Genomic DNA, 22713 nt, shown 5'->3' on the forward strand with positions numbered 1-22713 from the left:
GCATTCGCCATGCGAGAGTAGGACACTGCCAGGCACCCAATACAAGAAACCCCGCTCTATGAGCGGGGTTTTTTATTACCTGCTATTCAGCAAGTCGCCAGCTTATTAAGCTTTTCCCTTCTTGTCATTCATTGAATCCCCCTGCGAAGCCCCAAAGGGATCTCCTTTCGTGTTCAATATTTGCTCGCTGGTTCAATGGGTTGGATATAAAAAACACAGAATGTGATGCCTCTACCTTTCTTGTGATGCCTCCTCTGGTTTAATTCTTCAGTCCATATTGATGGACCAAGGAATCACAATAATTTAAGGAATAGACTCATGTTCAAGAGAACAGTAACGATGATGCTGGCGGCGGGAACCCTGGTATTAGGCGGTTGCGCATCCAATGGTGGTGCAGAGCAGGCGGGGGCAGACAACAGCGACTTCGGTGGCAAGTCCATCTACCTGCGCGGGGAGATGAACGACTGGATGGCGACTGATGAAAGCAAGGTAGTCAAGGTAGCCGACAAGCTCTATATGGCTAAAGGCACCCTCAAGAAAGAGTGGGCCCCCTACAAGTTCAAGTTTGCTGATTCAGGCTGGAGCTGTGGCACCAACTTTGGCTACAAGAGCCCGAGTGATGGTGTTGCCGTACTGGGTGGTGAGGCTGTGCCGGTCAACCCCTGTTCCAAGTATGAGGACATGAAGTTCTCACCGGATGCCGATGGCGTCTACGAGTTCTATCTGAATATGGCGGGTGAAACACCGACGGTATACGTCAAGAAGCCCTGATCTATCTCTGAGTGTTAAATCTCTCAGTAAATTAATCAGTTAAGTGCCCTGGCCCAGAAATCTGCTGGCCGGGGCATTTTTTTAGGTTAGAATCGGCGCCTTCATGGCATCAGGTGTACTATATGTTGTGTCATTAATTTTAGATGGCACTATTTGTTGTGTTTTGTGCTGTTGTCATGATGTCGATGCATTCACATAAGGTTGATTGAAAATGGCTAAATCGAACCCGGTGCTGGAGAGTGAGCTTGGCTCCCGCCTTATCCCCATGCAGGAAACGTCCCTCGAGATCTGGGATAGCAAGTATCGCCTCAAGAGCAAGGATGGCACTCCCATCGACAGCTCTATCGATGAGACTTACCAGCGGGTTGCCCGTGCGTTGGCAGAGCAGGAGCTGGAACCGGAGGCCTGGTATGAGCCGTTCCTGTGGGCGCTGCGCAATGGGGCCATTCCGGCGGGCCGCATCACCTCCAACGCCGGGGCGTTTGAGCACAAGCCTGCCACTTCAACCATCAACTGTACTGTTTCCGGCACCATCGAAGATTCGATGGACGATATCCTCGGCAAGGTGCACGAGGCCGGTCTGACCCTGAAAGCCGGTTGTGGTATCGGCTATGACTTCTCGACCCTGCGCCCGCGCGGTGCCTTTGTCTCCGGTGCCGGTGCCTACACTTCCGGCCCGCTCTCCTTTATGGATATCTATGACAAGATGTGTTTCACCGTCTCGTCAGCCGGTGGCCGTCGCGGCGCCCAGATGGGCACCATGGATATCCGCCATCCCGATGTGATCGAGTTTATTCAGGCCAAGCGTGAAGATGGCCGCCTGCGTCAGTTCAACCTCTCTCTGCTCATCACCGAAGATTTCGTCAAGGCGGTGAAAGAGGATGCCCCCTGGTCGCTGATCTTCCCCTACACCGCCAAAGAGGTGGAGCAGGATGGCATTGCGCTGGACGATCCCGCTCAGGTGCTATGGGCCGACTGGCCCAACAAGGAAGGGGTTGTATTCAACGAGTTGGGGCAGGTCGCCTGCAAGGTCTACAAGACCCTGCCGGCACGCAAGCTGTGGAATGTCATCATGACCTCCACCTATGACTATGCAGAGCCCGGCTTCATCCTGATCGACAAGGTCAACCAGATGAACAACAACTGGTTCTGTGAAGAGATCCGCGCGACCAACCCCTGTGGTGAGCAGCCGTTGCCGCCCTACGGTGCCTGTCTGCTGGGCTCGGTCAATCTGACCAAGTTTGTGCGCGACCCTTTTACTGAAAACGCGGCATTCGATTGGCAGGCGTTTCGCAAGGTGGTGGCCATCTTTACTCGCATGCTCGACAACGTGGTGGAGATCAACCAACTGCCACTGGCCAAACAGCGCGAGGAGATCACAGCCAAGCGCCGGCATGGCATGGGTTTCCTGGGTCTTGGTTCGACCCTCACCATGCTGCAGATCAAGTACGGATCTGCGGCATCCGTAGCCTTTACCGAGCAGGTATCCCAGGAGCTGGCGATGACCGGCTGGCAGGAGTCCCTGCGTCTTGCCAGGGAGAAGGGCCCTGCCCCCATCATGGAGCAGGAGTTCGAAGTGACCGGCAAGATGCTGCGTCTGCGCCCGGAAATGGCGGCTGATGGCATCAAGGTGGGTGACAAGGTGAAGGGCAAGGTGCTGCATGCGCGCTATAGCCGCTATATGCAGCAGGTTGCCGAAGTGGATCCTGCGCTGGTCGCCGAGCTGGCCGAAGTGGGTGGGCGTTTCACTCACCACAGCAGTATTGCACCGACCGGCACCATCTCGCTGTCACTGGCCAACAACGCCAGCAACGGCATCGAGCCGAGCTTTGCTCACCACTACAGCCGCAACGTTATCAAGCCGGGCAAGAAGAGCAAAGAGAGCGTGGATGTCTACTCCTTCGAGCTGCTGGCCTATCGTGAGCTGGTGAATCCGGCCGCCATGCCCTATGCCGATGATGAGGCGAGCAGTCTGCCGGACTATTTCATTACTGCCGATGACATCAGCCCGGCGCAGCATGTGGACATTCAGGCGGCGGCCCAGCGCTGGATTGACTCCTCCATCTCCAAGACTGCCAACGTGCCAACCGATTTCCCGTTCGAGCAGTTCAAGGACATCTACATGTATGCCTCGGACTCTGGCCTCAAGGGCTGCACCACCTTCCGCTTCAATCCGGAGGCCTTCCAGGGCGTGCTGGTGAAGGAGAAGGATCTGGAGAACACCCTGTACGATTTCACCCTAGAGGATGGCTCCATCATCTCCGTCAAGGGGAACGAAGAGATCGAATACGATGGCGAGCTGCATACGGCCGCCAACCTCTACGACGCCTTGAAAGAAGGCTATTACGGTAAATTCTGAGAACGACATTATGGTCAAGAAGATCGACAAGAAAATCGTCGCCTACAAGGTGCGTACCAAGGATGAGCCGCAAGAAGATCTCTCTGTGCAGGATGACGTAGTGCATATGCACGAAACCGTGCTGCGCCCGGAGCGGCTGATGGGCACCACCTACAAGTTGAAGACGCCGGAGCATGTCTCCGAGCACTCGCTGTTCATCACCATCAACGACATCATTCTCAACGAGGGCACGGTTCACGAAACTCGCCGTCCGTTCGAGATTTTCATCAACTCCAAGAGCCTGGAGCACTATCAGTGGATCGTGGCGCTGACCCGCATCATCTCGGCGGTATTCCGCAAGGGTGGGGATGTCACCTTCCTAGTGGAGGAGCTGCGCTCGGTGTTTGATCCCAAGGGCGGCTACTGGAACAAGGGCAAGTATGTGCCATCGCTGATCGCCGAAATTGGCAACGTGATCGAGAGCCATCTCACCGAGATCGGCATGCTCAAGGCAACCGGGCTGGACGAGCATCAGCAGGCGTTTCTGGCTGAGAAACAGGCCGAGTTGAAGGCGGCTCAGGAGGCTGAAGAGCAACAGAGTGGCAGTGGTTTCCCGGCCAATGCCGCGCTCTGCTACAAGTGCCACACCAAGGCGCAGGTGCTGAAGGATGGCTGCATGACTTGCCTCAACTGTGGCGACTCCAAGTGCGGCTGACAAACATGCCCAAGTAGTTGAACGATAGAAAAGAGACCGGCCACAGTGCCGGTCTTTGTATTGCTGTTTTTATGCGCAATCACATCAGGCGGCCAAGTGATTTGTTGCGCGATAGTAAAATCGGGCGTAGCGTTGAGGGTAATAAAACTGTCACGGCCGTGTGGTTTCAATGACATCTGAGATTCACACACGTGGCCCTTCAGTGCCAAGGAGGATGCTTATGGACAATACGGACCGAAAGCTGTTTATCCTGGATACCAACGTTCTGCTTCACGAACCCCTCGCTATCTACTCCTTCAAAGAGCACGACGTGCTCATCCCCATGACTGTGCTGGAAGAGCTCGATAACATCAAGGATCGCAACAAGGATGTCAGCCGCGACGCGCGGGTGGCCATTCGTGCGCTGGAAGATGTGTTCCGCGATGCAACCCCGGATCAGATCACCCAGGGCGTGCCGCTGGCTGGCGAAGCGAGCGGCAATATCTGCATCTTCAGCGATCACCATCTGCCGCAGGATGCCGAGGTCTTTACCGACAAGGAGGCCGACAACCGTATCATCAACGCGGCCCTCTATCTGCAAAAGCATGAGTTGAAGCGCCAGGTGGTGCTGGTCACCAAAGACATCAACATGCGCCTCAAGGCCAAGGGAGCCGGACTTGCTCACGTTGAAGATTACCGTAGTGACCAGCTGATCGATGATATCCGCCTGCTGGCCAAAGGCTTTCAGGTGGTGCCCGGCAGCTTCTGGGAGCGGGTTGGCGAGTGCGAGAGCGAGACCCATGGTCGCGACACCATCCATGTGATCGATGCCAATCTGCTGGAAGGGGTTCACGTAAACCAGTATCTGGTGGATGAAGAGAATTTCTTCGCCGCCCGGGTGCTCAGCCACGATGGCAGCAAGATCCGCATCAAGGATCTGGGCCGCGAGCGACTGATGTCTCGCAAGGCGTGGGGTGTACACCCCAAGAATGTCTATCAGGGGATGGCGCTGGATGCACTGCTCGATCCGCACATCGATCTGGTGATCCTGACCGGCCCGGCCGGTTGCGGCAAGACCTTGCTGGCAATGGCTGCTGCGCTGGAGCTGGTGATTGAGAAGGGCATTTACGAGAAGGTGATCGTCACCCGGAATACCCCGGAAATTGCTGAAAGCATCGGCTTTCTGCCCGGCACCGAAGAGGAGAAGATGATGCCCTGGTTGGCGGCGGTGACCGACACCCTGGAGGTGCTGCACAAGCAGGACGAGAACATGAGCGGCTCGCTCAGCTACATCATGGAGAAGGCCAATATCCAGTTCAAATCGGTCAACTTCATGCGCGGGCGCAGCATCCAGAACACCTTCGTGCTGCTGGATGAGTGCCAGAACCTGACCGCTTCCCAGATCAAGACCATCATCACCCGTTGCGGCGAAGGCACCAAGATCGTCTGCTCTGGTAACCTGGCCCAGATCGACTCCAACTACCTTAGCCCGGTGACCTCGGGTCTCACCTACATCGTCGAGCGTTTCAAGGATTTTGACGGCAGTGCCAACATCTTCCTCAATGGCGTCGTGCGCAGCCGACTGGCTTCGTTCGCCGAGGAAAATCTCTGATTTAGCTGACTATCTTCATATGAAAAAGGGAAGCCACTTGGCTTCCCTTTTTGATCATGGCGCAGTCTTTATTCCCAAGGGTTATTGGCCAAGATAGCGCAGCAGCCCCGGGTGGTCGCTGTTTTGCAGAATATCCGGCTTGCCTTGCAGGGCGATGCGCCCCTCGTCGACAAACAGCACCTGATCGGCGATAAGCTGGGCATCTTCCGGATTGTGGGACACCATCAGTACGGTAATGCCCTGTTCGCAGGCGAGGCGCGCCACTTCGGCCAGCATCTCCCGGCGCAGGGCGGGATCGAGGGCAGAGAAGGGCTCATCCAGCAGCAGCAGCGGTTTGCCGCGCACCAGCGCGCGAGCCAGCCCGACCCGCTGCTGCTGGCCGCCGGAGAGCTGTTCAGGCTGGCGGTTTAACATCTCGCCAAGACCAACCCGTGCGGCTGCATCGAGCACCTGTGCCCGCTGGGCGGCACGCAGGCGCAGACCCGGGTGCAAGCCGATGGCGATATTGTCGAACACCGACAGATGGAGGAACAGGTTGTGATCCTGAAACAGGGTGGTGACTGGTCGCTCGGCCGGGCCCAGTGGCAGCAGATCTTCGCCATCGAAGCTGAGGCGGCCCGACTCCACCGGCACGAATCCGGCGATCATCCCGAGCAGGGTTGATTTACCTGCGCCGCTTGGGCCGATCAGTGCGGTGATCTCTCCCTTGGGCAGGGTCGCGCTGAAGCTGACGCGCCAGTCGGGGTAGCTGGTCGCAAGCATATCAATGTTCAGCATGTTTTCCTCCAAGACCCCGCTCCACCAGCCAGAACAGGGAGAAACAGAGCGTCAGCAGCAGCAGAGCGGTGGCGGCTGCCTCGGTCAATCGATAGCTGCCAAGCTGTTGGTAGAGCAGCCAGGGCAGGGTGGTGAGCTCCTGACTGCCAAACATGGCGATGGCGCCGAGATCCCCCAGCGAGAGGATCATCGACAGTGCCATCGCTAGTGCTAGCGGGCGGCGCAGCAGCGGCCACTCCACCAGTCGCAGGCGATGCAGGCCGCGTACCCCCAGGCTATCCGCCAGCCGGTCGTATTGGCGCACCACCAGCTGCATGGGGGCGGAGAGGGTGCGCAGCACGTAGGGTAGCGCCATCAGGGCGTTGACCAGCACCACCAGCCAGGGGCCGAGGGCGAACACATCGGCGAACGGCATAAACAGGATAAAGAGACCGGTAGAGAGCACCACTGCCGGGATCATCAGGATCACCGAGCCGCTGGCCTCCCACAGGGCGGCAGCCCGCCGCTTGCGAGCCCGTATCCGTAGATGGCGGCTGGTCAGCAGCAGTGCACCGCCGAGCAAGGTGGCCAATGCACCGGCTGCCAACGCAATCAGCAGCGATTGACCGCTCGCCTGCCACAGTTTGGTGGAGGTGAGCGCTGTCAGCAGGTCGGGTTGAAGGCCTGCCACCACGATGGCCAGCAGCGGTGGCAGAAAGATGACGAGCCCGATACCGAGCGAGAGCAGATCCACCACGGCCGTGCCCGGCTGATGACGGTCCGGCCGCAGGCAGGGACGATGGGGGGCCACCCTGCTGGCCGGGGTACTCTGCAGCTTGTGCTGCAGGGCGAGCAGGGCGGCGGTCAGGATGAGCTGCACCAGCGCCAGTCCGCCTGCGGTGGCGAGATCGAAGTCAAAGCGCAGCGCCTGATAGACGGCCACCTCCAGCGTGGTGGCTTTCGGCCCGCCTCCCAGTGCCAGCACTGTGGTGAAGCTGGTGAAGCAGAGCATAAAGATGAGGCTGGCCAGCCCCGGCAATATGCCGCGAATAAGCGGCCACTCCAGCAGCCGAAAGATGTGGGATGAGCGCATGCCGAGCTGGCTGGCGAGGCGCCAGCTCGATTCGGGGATGCTCTCTATGCTCTGCAACATCAGGCGTGCCGCCAGCGGCATATTGAAGAAGACGTGGGCCAGCAGGATACCGAACAGGCCGTAGAGATAGTTGCCGGGATCCAGCCCCAGTGAGCGCAACAGTTGCGGCAGCCACCCCTGCTTGCCGTGTACCGCTACTATGCCGAAGATGGCGATGATGACCGGCAGTACCAGCGAGAGACCAAACAGCTTGATCAGCAGGGTTCGGCCAAGGAAGCGCCGCCGCGCTAGCGCGCGGGCCACTGGAATGGCCAGCCCGAGACTGAGCAGGGTGGAGAGCAGTGCCTGTCCCAGACTGAAGCCCAGCACATGACGCAGATAAGGATCTGCGAGCAGGGTGCGGGGGGCCAGCGAACCGGCCTGCCACAACAGGGCCGCGAGCGGCCCGAGGGATAAAAGCAGGATCAACAGGGTGGCTGCACTGCCCGGTAACCACCAGAGGGGACGAACCTGTGGTTTCAGATAACGGCTCACTGGGTGACGGCTTGCAGCCACTCGCGGATCCACCCTTTGCGATTGGCGGCCACCTCATCGCTGCTGAAGGCGAGCGACTTGTCTACGGTGATCATCTGCTCGAAGCCCTTGGGCAGCGGCGTGTCGATAACCGGATACATCCAGTTGCCGGTCGGGATTTCCTGCTGGAAGGCGGGGCTCACCATAAATTGCAGGAACTGGTCAGCCAGCTTCTCCTGTTTGGCGCTCTTCAGCTTGGCGGCCACTTCTACCTGACGGTAGTGACCCTCTTCGAAGGCGGCGGCCTGATACTGGGGCTTGTTCTCGGCAATCAGGTGATAGGCCGGAGAGGTGGTGTAGGAGAGCACCATGTCCGCTTCACCATCAAGGAACATGCCATAAGCCTCTGACCACCCCTTGGTGACGGTGACCGTCTTTTTGGCAAGCTCGGCCCAGGCGGCAGGCGCCTTGTCGCCGTAGACAGACTTCATCCACAGCATCAGCCCCTGCCCCGGGGTGGAGGTGCGGGGATCCTGATAGATCACTTTGAGGTCGGGACGCTCCACCAGCTCTTTCAGGCTCTTGGGCGGCTGCTTGAGTTTGTCCTTGTCATAGACAAAGGCGAAGTAGCCGTAGTCGTAGGGGACGAAGGTGTCATCCTGCCAGCCACCCGGCACCTTGATGCTGTCGAGCTTGGCGGGATGGGGGGCGAACAGACCGCTCTGCTTGGCTTCGCTGATGAGGGCATCGTCAAGCCCCAGCACCAGATCGGCCTTGCTGTGGTTGCCCTCCAGCCGCAGTCGGTTGAGAATGGCGACCCCATCTTCGAGGGGAACCAGATTGAGGGTGCAGTCGCACGCTTTCTCGAAGGCCTGTTTGATCTTGGGCCCCGGACCCCACTCGGCAGTGAAAGAGCTGTAGGTATAGACGGTGAGGGTGTCGGCGGCGAACACATTGGCCGACAGCAGGCCGGTGGTGACCAGCAGCAGGGTCTTCATGGGTGGCACTCCCTATTACTTGTTAATAACGAGGTGCCAGCGGGTGAGGGCGCAAAAAATGAGCGCCATGCCTCAAATTCCTCCGCCAGCATTATCTGGATCAGGTACACGGGTATAATCTCAGCGGTAAACCGCACCCCGTTTGAGAAACGAACCGCATTGTATTAACGTTCTTTTGGGTAGACCAGCACAATTGTGCAATACCCATGAGATGACGCCCACCCAACAGAGGATGTTCGCGTGCTTACCAATACCAAGGAAAGGCGTGCCTTTGCGCGCATGGTCATCAATGCTCCGGTCACCGTCTATCAGCAGCAGCTGGTGCTGGAGGGGATCTGCCGGGATCTCAGTGCCAACGGCATGGGGATTGCGGTCTCTGAACACCAGCTCGACATCAATCAGCCCATCCGGATCAGTCTTGCCACCAACAACAACCTGTTGCCCCCCTTTGAAGCCCATGCCCGTATTATCCGGGTGCTGGAGGAGGAGAGCGGGTTGCTGCTGGCGGTAGAGTTTCTGCCTCAGGGTTAGTCCTTTCTCCCCATCGGCAGAGGGAGGGGATTAGCCTTTCTCCTGAACCGACTGCACACTCAACTGCTTGCTATCGACCAGCGTTTTGCTGGTCGATGCTATTTGGCCCGCAGGCAAGGTGGCGGGACCGGTAGGTTCGAGCAGCAGGTAGTTCTGCCCCTGCCAGTTGAGGGTCGCATCCCCCGGCTTGGCGGGCAGGTCAACGGCCAGCAGGGCATGGCCGGGGACGAACACCATGGCCTGTTTCAGCTCGGGAAAGAGCTGGGCCAGCATGGCGGCCATCAGGGTTACCTTGCTGTCGCAGTCCCCCCGGTTCTGCTCCAGCACCTGACGGGGCGGGAGGAAGCCCTTGCCCTGTCTTCCATTCAGGCTGTCGAGCTGCTGATAGGGGATGCTCTGGATAAAGGTGAGCATATGGGCCACGGTTTTCTGGCGCGCTTCTGTTTCGGTACTGCCCTGCTGTTTGAGCTGATCCGCCAGCGGAGCCAGCCCGCTGCGACTCTCCAGCGCGATGCGCACATGATCTTGCTTCACCGCCAGCTGCCCGTCGGGGGTGTTGAAGTACTGGAAGTAGTGTTTGGTCAGCCACGCCTGCTCCTCTTTGCTCCGCTTGGACTGCAGAAAGGCCATCGCCTCGCGTGCCTTGTCCTGATTGCGGCTTTTCAGATGCAGCTCCAGCGAGGGGCGGGAGAGGGTGAACTGCACCTCGGGGTAGTTCTGGCGCACCTCCCGCAGCAATACCTGCAATACCTCCTCCTGCATTCTGGCCGGGCGATAGGCGATGAGAGGCGGTAACTTGCCCTGTTCGAGCCGGTAGGTGAGCTGTTGGGATTTGCCTTCGCTATCCTGCCAGCCGACGCTGATCTGGCCGAGGCTGTTGTTGAAGCTGGTTTGGCTGGCCCCCGCAGGCAGGGCAAGCAGCAGGGCACAGAGCAGAGGAATTGCCGTCGGTCTCTTCATCATCCTTTCCTGTGGCACGGGCCAGTTCCGGTGGTCCAAAGTGGGAAGCGTCGCGGACAGTAAAACAGGGAGCCGAAGCTCCCTGTTGATTCTACTCGTTTTTTGCAACTGGCTGATTAAATCCAGCTCGGCTGCTTTGCCTCAAAGGCGCTGATGGCGGCCTCGTGCTGCAGGGTCAGGCCGATGGCATCCAAGCCGTTGAGCAGGCAATAACGGCGGAATTCGTCGATCTCGAAACCGAAGCAGAGGCTACCTGCACGCACCTGATTGGCTTCCAGATCCACCTCGATCTCGATGCCCGGCAGGGCGGCAACCAGCTGGAACAGGGCATCGATCTCCTCCTCCTTCAGACGCACCGGTACCATGCCATTGTTGATGGCGTTGCCGTAGAAAATGTCGGCAAAGCTCGGGGCTATGATGGTCTTGAAGCCGTAGTCGGCCAGCGCCCAGGGGGCGTGCTCGCGACTAGACCCGCAGCCGAAGTTCTCGCGGGCCAGCAGAATGCTGGCACCGGCGAATTGCGGCTGGTTCAGTACAAACTCGGGGTTGGGCTGCTGGCCGGCATCGTCCAGAAAGCGCCAGTCATGGAACAGATGCTTACCGAAACCGATGCGGTTGACCTTCTGCAAAAACTGCTTGGGAATGATGGCGTCGGTGTCGACGTTGGCGCTGTCGAGGGGGACGACGATCCCTTTGTGCTGTTTGAATCCTGTCATCGAAATGTCCTCTTACAGTGCGCGAATGTCGGCGAAGCGGCCGGTGACGGCGGCGGCGGCGGCCATGGCCGGGCTCACCAGATGGGTGCGGCCGGCGCGGCCCTGACGCCCTTCGAAGTTGCGGTTGCTGGTGGAGGCGCAGCGCTCCCCCGGTTGCAGCCGGTCGTTGTTCATCGCCAGACACATGGAGCAGCCGGGCAGGCGCCACTCAAAACCGGCCTCGATGAAGATCTTGTCCAGACCCTCGACTTCGGCCTGCGCCTTCACCTGCTCTGAGCCAGGCACCACCAGCGCCTGCACGCCAGCGGCGACCTTTCGACCGCGGGCGATGGCGGCGGCGGCACGCAGATCCTCGATGCGGCTGTTGGTGCACGAGCCGATGAACACCTTGTCGATGGCAACGTCGGAGAGCTTCTGGCCCGGTTGCAAATCCATGTAGGCCAGAGCCTTGCGGGCGGACTGCTGCTCCATCAGATCGCTAAAGGATTCCGGCGCCGGAATCGGTTCATTGACGGCAATCACCTGACCCGGGTTGGTGCCCCAGGTGACCTGGGGAGCGATGTCGGCAGCGTCCAGCACTACCTCTGCATCGAAGCGGGCACCTTCGTCGCTCTTGAGGCTCTGCCAGTAGGCGATGGCCTGCTCCAGTACCTCGCCCTTGGGGGCAAACTCCTTGCCACGGATGTAGTCGATGGTGGTCTGGTCGGGGGCAATCATCCCCGCTTTGGCGCCCAGCTCGATGGCCATGTTGCACACCGTCATCCGCCCTTCCATGGTGAGGCCTTCGATGGCCTCGCCGGCGAATTCCACCACATAGCCGGTACCGCCGGCATGGCCGACCTTGCCAATAATGGCCAGCACCACGTCCTTGGCACTGATGCCCTCGGCCAGCTTGCCGTTGACCGAAATGCGCATGGTCTTGGCGCGGCCCTGTTTCAGGGTCTGGGTTGCCATCACATGTTCCACTTCGGAAGTGCCGATGCCGAACGCCAGCGAGCCGAAGGCGCCGTGGGTGGCAGTGTGGGAGTCGCCGCAGACGATGGTGGTGCCGGGCAGGGTGATGCCGAGCTCGGGGCCCATCACATGGACGATCCCCTGATATTTGTGGTTGAGATCGTAGAGGCGAACCCCGAACTCCTTGCAGTTGTCCGCCAGCATCTCCATCTGGATGCGGGCCATCTCGCCGGAGGCGGCGATGTCCTTGGTGGTGGTGGAGACGTTGTGATCCATGGTGGCCCAGGTCAGATCCGGGCGGCGCAGCTGGCGATTCATGGCGCGCAGGCCGTCGAATGCCTGCGGGCTGGTCACTTCATGCACCAGATGGCGGTCGATGTAGATGAGGGGGGTCTCCCCTTCCACTTCCCGTACCACGTGGGCGTCGAATACTTTCTGATAGAGGGTCTTGGCCATTGCTTCTCTCTTCCTTGTTCTCTGTTATGCGGCTCAGATCCGGGCGGCGATCTGGCTACCCATCTCGGACGTGCTCTGCACCGGATGGCGGGCGCTGGCCTGATGCAGGTCGGCGGTGAAGTAACCCTCGGCCAGGGTCTGGGCCACGGCCTGCTCGATGGCTTGAGCTGCGGCTTCCTGGCCCAGGCTGTAGCGCAGCATCAGGGCGGCGGAGAGGATCTGGGCGATGGGGTTGGCAATTCCTTTGCCGGCGATATCCGGGGCCGAACCACCGGCCGGTTCGAACAGTCCGAAACCCGATTCGTTGAGGCTAGCGGAGGGGAGCAGCCCCATGGAGCCAGTGATCATGGCACACTCGTCGGAGAGAATGTCGCCAAACAGGTTGGAGCAGAGCAGCACGTCGAACTGGGACGGATCCTTGATGAGCTGCATGGTGGCGTTATCGATGTACATATGGTTGAGGGTTACGTCCGGATAGGACTTGGCGACTTGCGTCACCACCTCACGCCACAGAATGGAGGAGGCGAGTACGTTGGCCTTGTCGATGGAGGTGACCTTGCCACGGCGCACGCGAGCCGACTCAAAGGCAATCTTGGCGATGCGCTCAATCTCGAAGCGATGGTACACCTCGGTGTCGAATGCCTTCTCGTTCGCCCCCTCTCCCTCACGCCCCTTGGGCTGGCCGAAGTAGATGCCGCCGGTCAGCTCACGCACGCAGGCGATGTCGAAGCCGCGATCGGAGATGTCGGCACGCAGCGGGGAGAACTGTTCCAGACCGGTGTAGATGCGGGCCGGGCGCAGGTTGCAGAACAGTTTGAAGTGGGCACGCAGGGGCAGCAGGGCACCACGCTCAGGCTGATCGTTGGGCGGCAGATGCTCCCATTTCGGGCCGCCCACCGAGCCAAACAGCACGGCATCGGCCGCTTCGCAGCCTTTGATCGTGCTTTGCGGCAGCGGGGTACCGTGGTTGTCGATGGCGATGCCGCCCACGTCATGGTTATCATACTCGAAGGCGAGGCCGAACCTGGCCTGCACCTTCTCCAGCACCTTGACGGCTTCGGCCATCACTTCCGGGCCAATGCCGTCACCCGGCAATACTGCGATCCGATAACTGCTCATACACTCTCCATCCTGATATTGTCTTTGAGATCCCTCTGTCCGGTTTCCCCGACGCTGCGCGCGGTTGCCGGTTCAGACGTTCCCCGTCTTGATGTTGTCATTCCATGCCGTCTGTGTGGCAGCGAGTCCTGCTCAGACGGTTTCTGATTTGATGCTGTTATTGCGTTCCATCTGTTCGGCGACCTGATCGGCGCGCCAGATGCTGTTGATCACATGGAGCAGGGCGTGGGCCGAGGATTCGATGATGTCGGTGGCCAGTCCCATGCCGTGGAATTTGCGCCCTTTGTACTCGGCGACGATATCGACCTGACCGAGGGCATCTTCCCCTTCGCCCTTGCTCTTGAGGGCGTATTTGTCGATGCGGATCTCATAGCCGGTGATGCGGTTGATGCACTGGTAGACCGCATCCACCGGGCCGTTGCCGGTAGCCGCTTCGCAGATCAGATCCTGTCCTACCTTCAATTTGACCGAGGCGGTGGCCAGTACCGAGCTGCCGCTCTGCACCCCGAGGTACTCCAGTTTGAAGTGCTCCGGCTCTTCGTGGATCTGGCTGAAGAAGGCCAGCGCTTCGAGGTCGTAGTCGAACACCTGACCCTTCTTGTCGGCCAGGGTCAGGAATTTGCCGTAGAGGTGGTCGAGGTCGTAGCTGCTCTCGGCGTAGCCCATGGACTCCATCCGGTGCTTGATGACGTGGCGGCCGGAGCGGGAGGTCATGTTGAGGTTGTTCTGGGTCAGGCCAATGCTCTCGGGGGTGATGATTTCATAGGTGTTTTTCGCCTTGAGCACGCCATCCTGATGGATGCCGGAGCTGTGGGAGAAAGCGTTGGCACCGACGATCGCCTTGTTGGGCTGCACCGGCATATTGCAGAGCTGGCTGACCAGCGTGCTGGTGCGATGGATTTCGTTGTGACGGATGTTGGTGTGCACCCCGAGCAGATCGGCGCGGGTTTTGAGGATCATCGCCACCTCTTCCAGCGAGCAGTTGCCGGCCCGCTCGCCGATGCCGTTGATGGTGCACTCGATCTGGCGAGCTCCCATCTGCACTGCGCCGATGGAGTTGGCTACCGAGAGCCCCAGATCGTCGTGGCAGTGGACCGAGATGATGGCCTTGTCGATGTTTGGCACCCGGTTGAACAGGGTATGGATGATGCCGGAGAATTCGGTCGGTACCGTGTAGCCGACGGTATCCGGGATATTGATGGTGCGGGCGCCCGCCTTGATGGCGGCCTCCACCATGCGGCAGAGGTTATCGATGGGGGTGCGGCCCGCATCCTCGCAGGAGAACTCCACATCGTCGGTGTAGCGCAGCGCATGCTTGATGGCGCTGGTGCCCATCTCCAGCACATCCTCGAAGCTCTTTTTCAGCTTGCTCTCCACATGGATGGAGGAGGTGGAGATGAAGGTGTGGATGCGAAAGGCGTCGGCAACTCGCAAGGCCTCACCGGCGGCATCGATATCCTTGGGCAGAGCGCGGGCCAAGGCACAGACCCGGCTGTTCTTGATATGGCGGGCGATGGTCTGCACCGAGTGAAAATCGCCGGGAGAGGAGACCGGGAAGCCTACCTCCATGACGTCGACACCGAGCCGCTCCAGCGCCTGGGCAATTTGCAGCTTCTCCTTGACTGTCAAACTGGCCGCCAGGGCCTGCTCACCATCACGCAAGGTAGTATCGAATATGATGACCCGATCTGACATGTGACTTCCCTCTTCCTAAGTTCGGTGACGTGCATCCTGCGGCGGCATAAAAAAACCCGTGCAGGGTGCACGGGTTTTTGTAAATTCCGGCTATGCCTTAGCCCGGCTACAAGGATCCCGCGCGAGTTAACGCGATTAGGGAGATTAGTAGTAGCGGGGTGGCGATACGCATGACGTTGTTATTCCTTCCAGTCGATAACGCTTTTACCAATATCGAGATTTTTATGCTGTGTCAACACGGAAGGTCAGGGGCAATCTGCTGACGTATTTAATCGGATTGTAAAGGATTGCAAATTTCCTTGTCCCATATTCGGCCCATGACCGATTATCTGGTCATTCCTGCTGTGCTCTATTCTCTGCACAACCAGATCGACTTATCAGCATTGGCTGAATTATCTGAGGTGTTAAATGGAAAAACGTAGACCTGGTCGTCCGGTCGGACGTTCTGACATTCGTGACAAGTTGCTTGCTGCCGCCCGTGAGCGTTTTCTCAATACTCCCTATAGCAAGGTGACTACACGCGAAATCGCGGAGCTTGCTGGCTCCAATCTGGCAATGATCCACTACTACTTTGGCAGTAAAGAGGGTCTTTACAAAGCGGTATTGGGCGATGTGGCCGAACCCCTCGACCATGCCTGGCAAGATGAACACAGCAATCACAGCCTCAACGAGCTGCTCAACACCTACTATCAGGTGATGGCGCCCAACAGCGAGCTGACCTCTGCCATCTCCAGCGCATTGTCGACCGAGAAGAGCCCGGGCCGGGATTTTGTGCTGAACCGTCTGCTGGAACGCCAGCTGCCGCAGTTCGATGCCCTGCTGGAAACCATGAAGTCCAACGGCGAGCTGGGTGACAACCTGGATCCCGACATGCTGAAGATCTCCTTCCTCAGCATGATGTGGCAGCCATTCGTGATGAAGGATCTCTACGAGCAGGTGTTTGGCCTGAAAGTGGATGAGCACTTCATGGCTCGTCTGGCGGACCACAACTGCCGTCTGATGGAGACCGGTCTGCGCGGCAGCCACTGATTTTGCCGCAACATCGAGATTAAAAAGGGCCATTCGGCCCTTTTTTCATAAATCTGTTATCCCTTGTTCAACGTAACGTCATCCCGCTTTCTTACTCTGCAAGCAGAATTCAGGGAAGGAGGGGATATGAACAAGATCCAGCAATGGGACCTTCAGGTGTGCCGGGTCTGCCTGCTTCACGGTTACAACCGGCAGCAGGCGAGGGTGAGTCGTCTCATTTCCCGCACCGGTGATGGCCCGCTTTACGCCGTGCTGGCCGCCTTGCTCTGGTGGCTGGGGGAGGCAGAGCGTGAACTGGTTCGACTGGCGCTGCTTGCCTTCGCCATCGAACTGCCCCTCTATCTGCTGCTGAAAAACAGCCTGAAACGGCAACGGCCAGTCGGTTTGCCGGTCTTTATCACCCCCTCCGATCGCTACAGCCTTCCCTCCGGCCATACCGCCGCAGCCTTTCTGATGGCCACCATACTGGCCACCGGTTTTCCGCTCTGGGCACCCCTGCTGTTTGGCTGGGCGGCACTGGTGGGGGCATCCCGGTTGCTGCTCGGGGTACACTACCTGAGCGATCTGGTAGCCGGTGCTCTGCTGGGGGGCGCTTGCGCCGTGCTGGCGCTCGGCTGGAGCCATTCATGAGGATACTGTTCGGGGTGCAGGGCACCGGCAACGGCCACATCAGTCGCAGTCGCACCCTGGCGCGGGCGCTGCGCACGGCAGGGGTCGAGGTGGATTATCTCTTTAGCGGCCGCTCCGCCGACTGCTACTTCGACATGGAGGAGTTTGGCGCCTACCGCGCCTTTCCCGGCCTCACTTTTGTCAGTCACGAGGGGCGAGTTTCTCCGTGGCGCACCCTGCAAGCCGCCTCGCCGCTCACCTTCTGGCGGGATCTGCGGTCTCTCGACTGCAGCGAATACGATCTGGTGGTGAGCGACTTTGAGCCGCTGACCGCCCACGCCGCCCGCCGCTATGGCAAGCCAAGCCTCACCGTCAGCCATCAGGCCAGCTTCAACTGGCCCATCCCGCGCTGGGGGGAGAATGGGATCAGCCGTCAGCTGATGCGCCACTTTGCCCCAGTGGATCAGCCGCTCGGGCTGCACTGGTTTCACTTCGGCCACCCCTTGCTACCACCGGTGATCGACCCCATCGCCGCCGCGCCGGATAACGGCGAGATCCTGGTCTATCTGCCGTTCGAGCAGAGCGAGGCGATCGCAGCCCTGTTGTCGCGCTTTGGTCAGCAGCGCTTCGTCTGCTTTCATCCCGCCATTCGCACCCCGAGCCAGTGGCGCAACCTGCGCTTCGAACCGCCGTCGCGGCAAGGATTTATCGCCGTGCTGGCCGGTTGTCGCGGCGTCATCTCCAACGCGGGTTTCGAGCTCGCTTCCGAGGCGCTCACCCTTGGCAAGAAGCTGCTGGTCAAGCCCCTTGTTGGCCAGTTCGAGCAGCTGTCCAATGGCAAGACTCTGGAGATGATGGGGCTGGCGACCCTGATGGATGTGCTCGATGCCAATCTGGTGCGTACCTGGCTCGACAGCGCCTCGCCGGGTGCGGTCTGTTACCCCGATGTGGCGGGGGAGTTGGCCCGCTGGCTGGCTGCGGGTGCTGACGAGAGCGTGGCCTCTTTGTCTCGTCGGCTCTGGGCTCGCACCCTGTTTCCGGAGGAGGTGAGTGATCGCCTGAGCGAGCTGGATGGGGGAGAGCGTTTATCCGCTGGCTGGTTATCGCAAGTGAGCGTTGTTGACTAGACTGAAAGGCGACCCCACCAAGGAGAGGATGGAGCAAATGCGCTTTACCAATGAAAACGGCGAAGTCATGAACCTGGCTGACAATCTAACCCTGCACGAACTGCTCGATATGGGCGTCAGCATTTCTGTCAGTGAAGAGACAGATCCGGATCAGCAGATCTGGCTGGCAGAGCCGGATCAGGACAACTGAATCATCATCCGGCATCAAGCCCACCGCTGAACGGTGGGCTTTTTTGTGGCTGTTTTTCTCCTCTGCGGAATGATCCACTGGCCATTCCCCGACATCCTTCCCTTTTGTCTCATGGTCGCAGCGGCAAGTCATTGAATGTTAATAGCTGGTTGAAATGTATGACTGTTCTGGTCAGATAAAGCCGTGGACAAGCGTTATGAAGCGGGTTAAGTTGTTTTTTCACCCGATTTTCGGGTCAATGATGGAAAAATCCTTTTTTTCTACTGTCGACGGGGCTGAATTGGGCCGATCTGCATTCAGATAACAACAAGAAACGGATCGGGCCGTGCCGGGAAGCACGGCATCGTCGGCGGGATTCGCTAAACGGAGCAAAGCCTGGAGGGCTTTATCATGGAGATGTTATCAGGCGCCCAGATGGTGGTTAGAGCGCTGGAAGATCAGGGAGTTGAGCACGTCTTCGGCTACCCTGGTGGCTCAGTGCTCGACATCTATGACGCTCTCTTCGAAAACGGCAAGATGGAGCATGTCTTGGTGCGGCATGAGCAAGCCGCGGTTCACATGGCTGACGGTTACGCCCGTTCCACCGGCAAGGTGGGGACTGTGCTGGTAACGTCAGGCCCGGGAGCGACCAACTGCATTACCGGTATTGCCACCGCCTATATGGATTCCATTCCGCTGGTGATCCTCTCCGGCCAGGTGCCGACCAGCATGATCGGTGAGGATGCATTCCAGGAGACCGACATGATCGGTATCTCCCGCCCGGTGGTGAAGCACAGCTTCCTGTGCAAGAAGGCGAGCGATATTCCCGAGGCCATCAAGAAGGCCTACTACATTGCCGCCAGCGGCCGCCCGGGGCCGGTGGTGGTGGATCTGCCCAAAGATGTGCAGAACCCGAAAGAAAAATTCCCCTACCAGTATCCCGAGACGGTCTCCCTGCGCTCCTACAACCCGACCAAGTCTGGCCATAAAGGGCAGATCAAGCGGGCAGCCAAGCTGCTGGTAGAAGCCCAGCGCCCGGTGATGTACGTGGGCGGTGGCGCCATCAACGCCAATGCGGACCATCTGGTGACCAAACTGGCGGAGCTGCTGAACCTGCCGGTGACCACCACCCTGATGGGACTGGGGGCTTTCTCCGGTGTCCATCCGCAATTTATCGGCATGCTGGGGATGCACGGCACCTTCGAAGCCAACAAAACCATGCACAACGCGGATCTCATCTTCGCCGTCGGTGCCCGCTTCGATGACCGCGTCACCAACAACGTGGCCAAGTTCTGCCCCAATGCGACCGTGGTCCATATCGACATCGACCCCACCTCCATCTCCAAGACGGTGCAGGCCCATGTGCCTATCGTCGGCTCGGTGGAAACCGTGTTGGAGCAGATGCTGGAAGTGATCCGCGAGTGTGGCTTCGATAACGACAAGGAGGTGCTGGCGGACTGGTGGAGCCAGATCAACCAGTGGCGCTCCCGTCACTGTCTGGCCTACGAAAAGTCGGCTACCCAGATCAAGCCGCAACAGGTGATCGAGACCCTCTACAAGGTGACTCAGGGTCAGGCGTTCGTCGCCTCCGACGTCGGCCAGCACCAGATGTTTGCTGCCCTCTACTACCCGTTTGCCAAACCGCGCCAGTGGATCAACTCAGGGGGCCTCGGCACCATGGGCTTCGGCATTCCGGCCGCCATGGGGGCCCAGTTTGCCAATCCGGATGCGGTGGTCTGCTGCGTCACCGGGGATGGCTCGGTGCAGATGAACATTCAGGAGCTCTCTACCTGCATGCAGTACGGGGTGCCCATCAAGATCATCTCCATCAACAACCGTGCGCTGGGCATGGTCAAGCAGTGGCAGAAGATGTTCTACGGTGGTCGTCACAGCCACTCTTACATGGAGTCCCTGCCGGACTTCGTCAAACTGGCGGAAGCCTATGGCCATGTCGGCATCGCGGTGAGTGATCCGGCGGAGCTGGAGAGCGCCATGGAGAAGGCCTTCGCCATGAAGGATCGGCTGGTGTTCATGGATATCTCGGTCGACCCGGATGAGCACGTCTATCCGATGCAGATCAAGTTTGGCGCCATGGATGAGATGTGGCTGAGCAAAACGGAGAGAACCTGACGATGGAACATATTATTTCGGTCGTGCTCAAGGAGCTCAAGTTTGGTTCCATCAAGGACGAGATGTGGCTGAGCAAGGCGGGGGAAATATCATGAGACACATCATTTCAGTACTGCTGGAGAACGAATCCGGCGCCCTGAGCCGCGTGGTGGGTCTCTTCTCCCAGCGCGGCTACAACATCGAGACCCTGACGGTAGCGCCGACCGAGGATCCCACCCTGTCACGCATGACCATAGTCACCATGGGGGACGAGCGGGTGCTGGAGCAGATCCAGAAGCAGCTGCACAAGCTGGTGGATGTGCTCAAGGTGTGCGACCTGAGCGAAGGGGAGCATATCGAGCGGGAGATCGCGCTGGTCAAGGCGCGCGCCGCCGGTGGGGCCCGTGACGAGCTGAAACGGCTGGCAGATATCTTCCGCGGCCAGATCGTCGACGTTACCCCCGAGCAGTACACGGTACAGCTGGTGGGCACCAGCGAGAAGCTGGATGCTTTCATCAAGACCGCAGCCCAGACCAACGAGATCATCGAAGTGGTGCGCTCCGGTGTCTGCGGTATCTCCCGGGCGGATAAGGCGCTGCGGCCCTGATGGCTGGCGGAACAGCTGATGACACGTCAGCTGCCGCAGAGTGAAAGAAAAGAGGGCTCTGCGGAGCCCTTTTTGTTTGGTTTTTCTTTACGAGGGGAGGGGTGATGTTCGGTATTCATGATCTTGCACTGTTTATGGTCTCGGGGCTGCTGCTCAACATCATGCCGGGGCCGGATTCCCTGCTGGTTATGCTGCGCAGCGGCTCGCAAGGGTGGCGTGCCGGTTCAGTCACGACGTTGGGTATCGGCACAGGTGTCATGGTGCATGTGCTGGCGGCGGCCCTCGGTCTGTCGGCCCTGCTCAGTGCCTCGGCCGAGTTGTTTGCCCTTATCAAGCTGGCTGGCGCCATCTACCTCATCTATCTGGGGTTTTCCTTGCTGCGCCAGCAGGCAACGGGTGCAATGGAGAGAGGGATCACCTTGCCTGCCCTATCCTATGGCCAGATTTACCGGCAGGGAGTGCTGACCAATGTGCTCAACCCCAAGGTGGCGCTCTTTTTTCTCGCCTTCGTGCCCCAGTTCATCGCGCCGGATGCCCCCGACAAGGCGCTCGCTTTTATCCTGCTCGGCTGCATCTTCAATCTGGGCGGCATCATCTGGTGTCACCTGCTGGTCTTTACCACCGTCTATGCCAGCCACAAGGTACGGTTGTCGCAGCGCCTCGGTCGCTGGCTCAACCGGGGCATTGGCACCCTATTTGTCGGACTCGGGATCAAGCTCGCCAGCGACTAGCTCGCCGCTTTCTGACCTGGGGCAGATTATCGTGTGCCGCGCTGTGGTATGGTCGGCGGTTAGCTGCGGGTCTCTCCCGCGCTCTCTTATAAACGCCAGCATTGCTGGCCGCAGCAGCGAGATCCCTTGCCCAGATGAACATCGCCCGGCTCAAGAACTTTACCGAGATAGTGAAGAATAACTTCAACATCTCGGCGACGGCGGAGAAGCTCTACACCTCCCAGCCAACCCTCAGCAAGCAGATGAAGATGCTGGAAGATGAGCTGGGGCTCGCCCTCTTTACCCGCAAGGGGAAGAATCTGGTCGGCTTGACCAGCGCAGGCGAGCAGGTGATGGAGCTGGCCAAGGGGGTAGTGGCGCAGGTGGAGCAGATCAACCAGCTGTCGCTCGGGGAGCAACTGGCTACCAGCGGGGTGCTGCGTATCGCCACCACCCACACCCAGGCCCGCTACAAGCTGCCAGCGGTGATCACCGAGTTCAGTCGTCGCTACCCTGACGTGGCGATCCAGCTTCATCAGGGGGCGCCTGCCCAACTGGCCCAGATGGTGCAAAGCGGCGATGTGGATATGGCGATCGCCACCGAGTCCATGTACCTATTCGACGAGCTGGCCGCCGTCCCCTGTTATCGTTGGGGGCGCAGTGTGGTGGTGCCGCACGGTCATCCGCTGCTTGACTGCCAGCCGCTGTCAATGGCGGATCTGGCTCGCTATCCCCTCATCACCTATGTGTTCGGTTTTACCGGCCGCTCGAAGATGGACAAGGCTTTCAGCCGCCACGGCCTCTCGCCGAAAACTGTGCTGACCGCCACCGATACCGACGTGATCAAGCACTACGTCCGGCTCGGGATGGGGGTCGGGGTGATTGCCAGCGTGGCCTTCGACGAGGGAGATAGGGAGGGTCTGGTGAGTCTCAACATCGACCACCTGATCGCCTCGAGCGCGACCCACATCTGCCTGCGCAAGCATGCCCATCTACGTGACTACATGTACGACTTTATCCACCTCTACGCCCCCCATATCAGCCGGGAGACGGTGCAACTGCACCTTATCAACCAGCCGCCGACTGCCAATATGGCGGAGTTGCCGTGGCTCTAGCCGCAGGTTGTTTGTCGTACACAGAGCAAGAA

At 59.3% G+C, this 22713-nt stretch carries 21 protein-coding genes and 1 riboswitch; of the genes, 13 read left to right on the forward strand and 8 right to left on the reverse strand.

What is annotated here, in order from left to right; all coding sequences use genetic code 11:
* Positions 1-318 precede the first annotated feature (318 nt).
* The 4 genes from G5306_RS17765 to G5306_RS17780 all read left to right on the forward strand — a co-directional run bounded on the left by G5306_RS17765 (position 319) and on the right by G5306_RS17780 (position 5415).
* Entirely contained in the window at positions 319-771 is a 453-nt protein-coding gene (locus G5306_RS17765; RefSeq protein WP_005349109.1) for a pullulanase, read from the forward strand.
* A 211-nt stretch (positions 772-982) separates the two neighbouring features.
* Positions 983-3130, forward strand: a complete 2148-nt coding sequence (locus G5306_RS17770; protein WP_421313322.1) for an adenosylcobalamin-dependent ribonucleoside-diphosphate reductase — start codon at positions 983-985, stop codon at positions 3128-3130.
* 10 nt (positions 3131-3140) lie between these two features.
* On the forward strand, positions 3141-3824 hold the full coding sequence (locus G5306_RS17775; RefSeq protein WP_421313323.1) for an NrdJb: 684 nt from the start codon (positions 3141-3143) through the stop codon (positions 3822-3824).
* A gap of 220 nt (positions 3825-4044) precedes the next feature.
* Positions 4045-5415 carry a PhoH family protein gene (locus tag G5306_RS17780; protein ID WP_005339173.1) on the forward strand — a complete coding sequence of 457 codons (1371 nt, stop codon included), beginning with the start codon at positions 4045-4047 and terminating at the stop codon, positions 5413-5415.
* Between the two features lie 81 nt (positions 5416-5496).
* On the opposite strand, the gene thiQ is transcribed toward G5306_RS17780, so the two are convergent.
* The 3 genes from thiQ to thiB are packed head-to-tail and all read right to left on the reverse strand — an operon-like array spanning position 5497 to position 8775.
* Positions 5497-6192 (reverse strand): thiamine ABC transporter ATP-binding protein, encoded by a 696-nt coding sequence (gene thiQ / locus G5306_RS17785; RefSeq protein ID WP_421203454.1) that lies wholly within the window; start codon positions 6190-6192, stop codon positions 5497-5499.
* Positions 6179-7798, reverse strand: a complete 1620-nt coding sequence (thiP, locus tag G5306_RS17790; protein ID WP_139735828.1) for a thiamine/thiamine pyrophosphate ABC transporter permease — start codon at positions 7796-7798, stop codon at positions 6179-6181. Before thiP ends, thiQ begins: the two co-directional genes overlap by 14 nt.
* Positions 7795-8775, reverse strand: coding sequence for a thiamine ABC transporter substrate binding subunit (gene thiB / locus G5306_RS17795; protein ID WP_421313325.1), 981 nt, complete (start codon positions 8773-8775; stop codon positions 7795-7797). Before thiB ends, thiP begins: the two co-directional genes overlap by 4 nt.
* Positions 8776-8835: 60 nt before the next feature.
* Positions 8836-8926: riboswitch (TPP riboswitch) on the reverse strand.
* A gap of 89 nt (positions 8927-9015) precedes the next feature.
* Here thiB and G5306_RS17800 point away from each other — a divergent pair.
* Positions 9016-9306: a PilZ domain-containing protein gene (locus tag G5306_RS17800; protein WP_005339160.1), complete on the forward strand. Its 291-nt coding sequence runs from the start codon at positions 9016-9018 to the stop codon at positions 9304-9306.
* A 30-nt stretch (positions 9307-9336) separates the two neighbouring features.
* Here G5306_RS17800 and G5306_RS17805 read toward each other — a convergent pair whose 3' ends face one another.
* The 5 genes from G5306_RS17805 to leuA all read right to left on the reverse strand — a co-directional run bounded on the left by G5306_RS17805 (position 9337) and on the right by leuA (position 15206).
* The gene (locus G5306_RS17805) at positions 9337-10266 is read right to left on the reverse strand and encodes a transglutaminase domain-containing protein (RefSeq protein ID WP_421313327.1); all 930 of its coding nucleotides are present in this window, start codon (positions 10264-10266) and stop codon (positions 9337-9339) included.
* Positions 10267-10382: 116 nt separating this feature from the next.
* Positions 10383-10982 carry a 3-isopropylmalate dehydratase small subunit gene (gene leuD / locus G5306_RS17810; protein ID WP_421313329.1) on the reverse strand — a complete coding sequence of 200 codons (600 nt, stop codon included), beginning with the start codon at positions 10980-10982 and terminating at the stop codon, positions 10383-10385.
* A 12-nt stretch (positions 10983-10994) separates the two neighbouring features.
* Positions 10995-12392: a 3-isopropylmalate dehydratase large subunit gene (gene leuC / locus G5306_RS17815; RefSeq protein ID WP_421313331.1), complete on the reverse strand. Its 1398-nt coding sequence runs from the start codon at positions 12390-12392 to the stop codon at positions 10995-10997.
* A gap of 33 nt (positions 12393-12425) precedes the next feature.
* Positions 12426-13511: a 3-isopropylmalate dehydrogenase gene (leuB, locus tag G5306_RS17820; RefSeq protein ID WP_319919746.1), complete on the reverse strand. Its 1086-nt coding sequence runs from the start codon at positions 13509-13511 to the stop codon at positions 12426-12428.
* Between the two features lie 132 nt (positions 13512-13643).
* On the reverse strand, positions 13644-15206 hold the full coding sequence (gene leuA, locus G5306_RS17825) for a 2-isopropylmalate synthase (protein ID WP_421268196.1): 1563 nt from the start codon (positions 15204-15206) through the stop codon (positions 13644-13646).
* Positions 15207-15614: 408 nt separating this feature from the next.
* Between leuA and G5306_RS17830 the strand changes: the two genes are divergently transcribed.
* From G5306_RS17830 to G5306_RS17865, 8 genes are all read left to right on the forward strand, one after another.
* Positions 15615-16235: a TetR/AcrR family transcriptional regulator gene (locus G5306_RS17830; protein ID WP_005349170.1), complete on the forward strand. Its 621-nt coding sequence runs from the start codon at positions 15615-15617 to the stop codon at positions 16233-16235.
* A gap of 126 nt (positions 16236-16361) precedes the next feature.
* Positions 16362-16865, forward strand: coding sequence for a phosphatase PAP2 family protein (locus G5306_RS17835; protein ID WP_042052499.1), 504 nt, complete (start codon positions 16362-16364; stop codon positions 16863-16865).
* A complete protein-coding gene (locus tag G5306_RS17840) occupies positions 16862-17971 on the forward strand; it encodes an MJ1255/VC2487 family glycosyltransferase (RefSeq protein ID WP_421222433.1) in 1110 nt (369 codons plus the stop codon). Before G5306_RS17835 ends, G5306_RS17840 begins: the two co-directional genes overlap by 4 nt.
* Positions 17972-18008: 37 nt before the next feature.
* Positions 18009-18161 carry a hypothetical protein gene (locus tag G5306_RS17845; protein ID WP_005341188.1) on the forward strand — a complete coding sequence of 51 codons (153 nt, stop codon included), beginning with the start codon at positions 18009-18011 and terminating at the stop codon, positions 18159-18161.
* 390 nt (positions 18162-18551) lie between these two features.
* Positions 18552-20270: an acetolactate synthase 3 large subunit gene (locus tag G5306_RS17850; protein ID WP_151285944.1), complete on the forward strand. Its 1719-nt coding sequence runs from the start codon at positions 18552-18554 to the stop codon at positions 20268-20270.
* A 91-nt stretch (positions 20271-20361) separates the two neighbouring features.
* Positions 20362-20856 (forward strand): acetolactate synthase small subunit, encoded by a 495-nt coding sequence (gene ilvN, locus G5306_RS17855; RefSeq protein WP_005311605.1) that lies wholly within the window; start codon positions 20362-20364, stop codon positions 20854-20856.
* Between the two features lie 104 nt (positions 20857-20960).
* On the forward strand, positions 20961-21587 hold the full coding sequence (locus G5306_RS17860) for a LysE family translocator (RefSeq protein WP_151285943.1): 627 nt from the start codon (positions 20961-20963) through the stop codon (positions 21585-21587).
* Between the two features lie 134 nt (positions 21588-21721).
* On the forward strand, positions 21722-22681 hold the full coding sequence (locus G5306_RS17865; protein ID WP_150997392.1) for a LysR substrate-binding domain-containing protein: 960 nt from the start codon (positions 21722-21724) through the stop codon (positions 22679-22681).
* Positions 22682-22713 lie beyond the last annotated feature (32 nt).

This window comes from Aeromonas sp. 603404 (assembly GCF_049171775.1).
GTDB lineage: Bacteria > Pseudomonadota > Gammaproteobacteria > Enterobacterales > Aeromonadaceae > Aeromonas > Aeromonas veronii_A.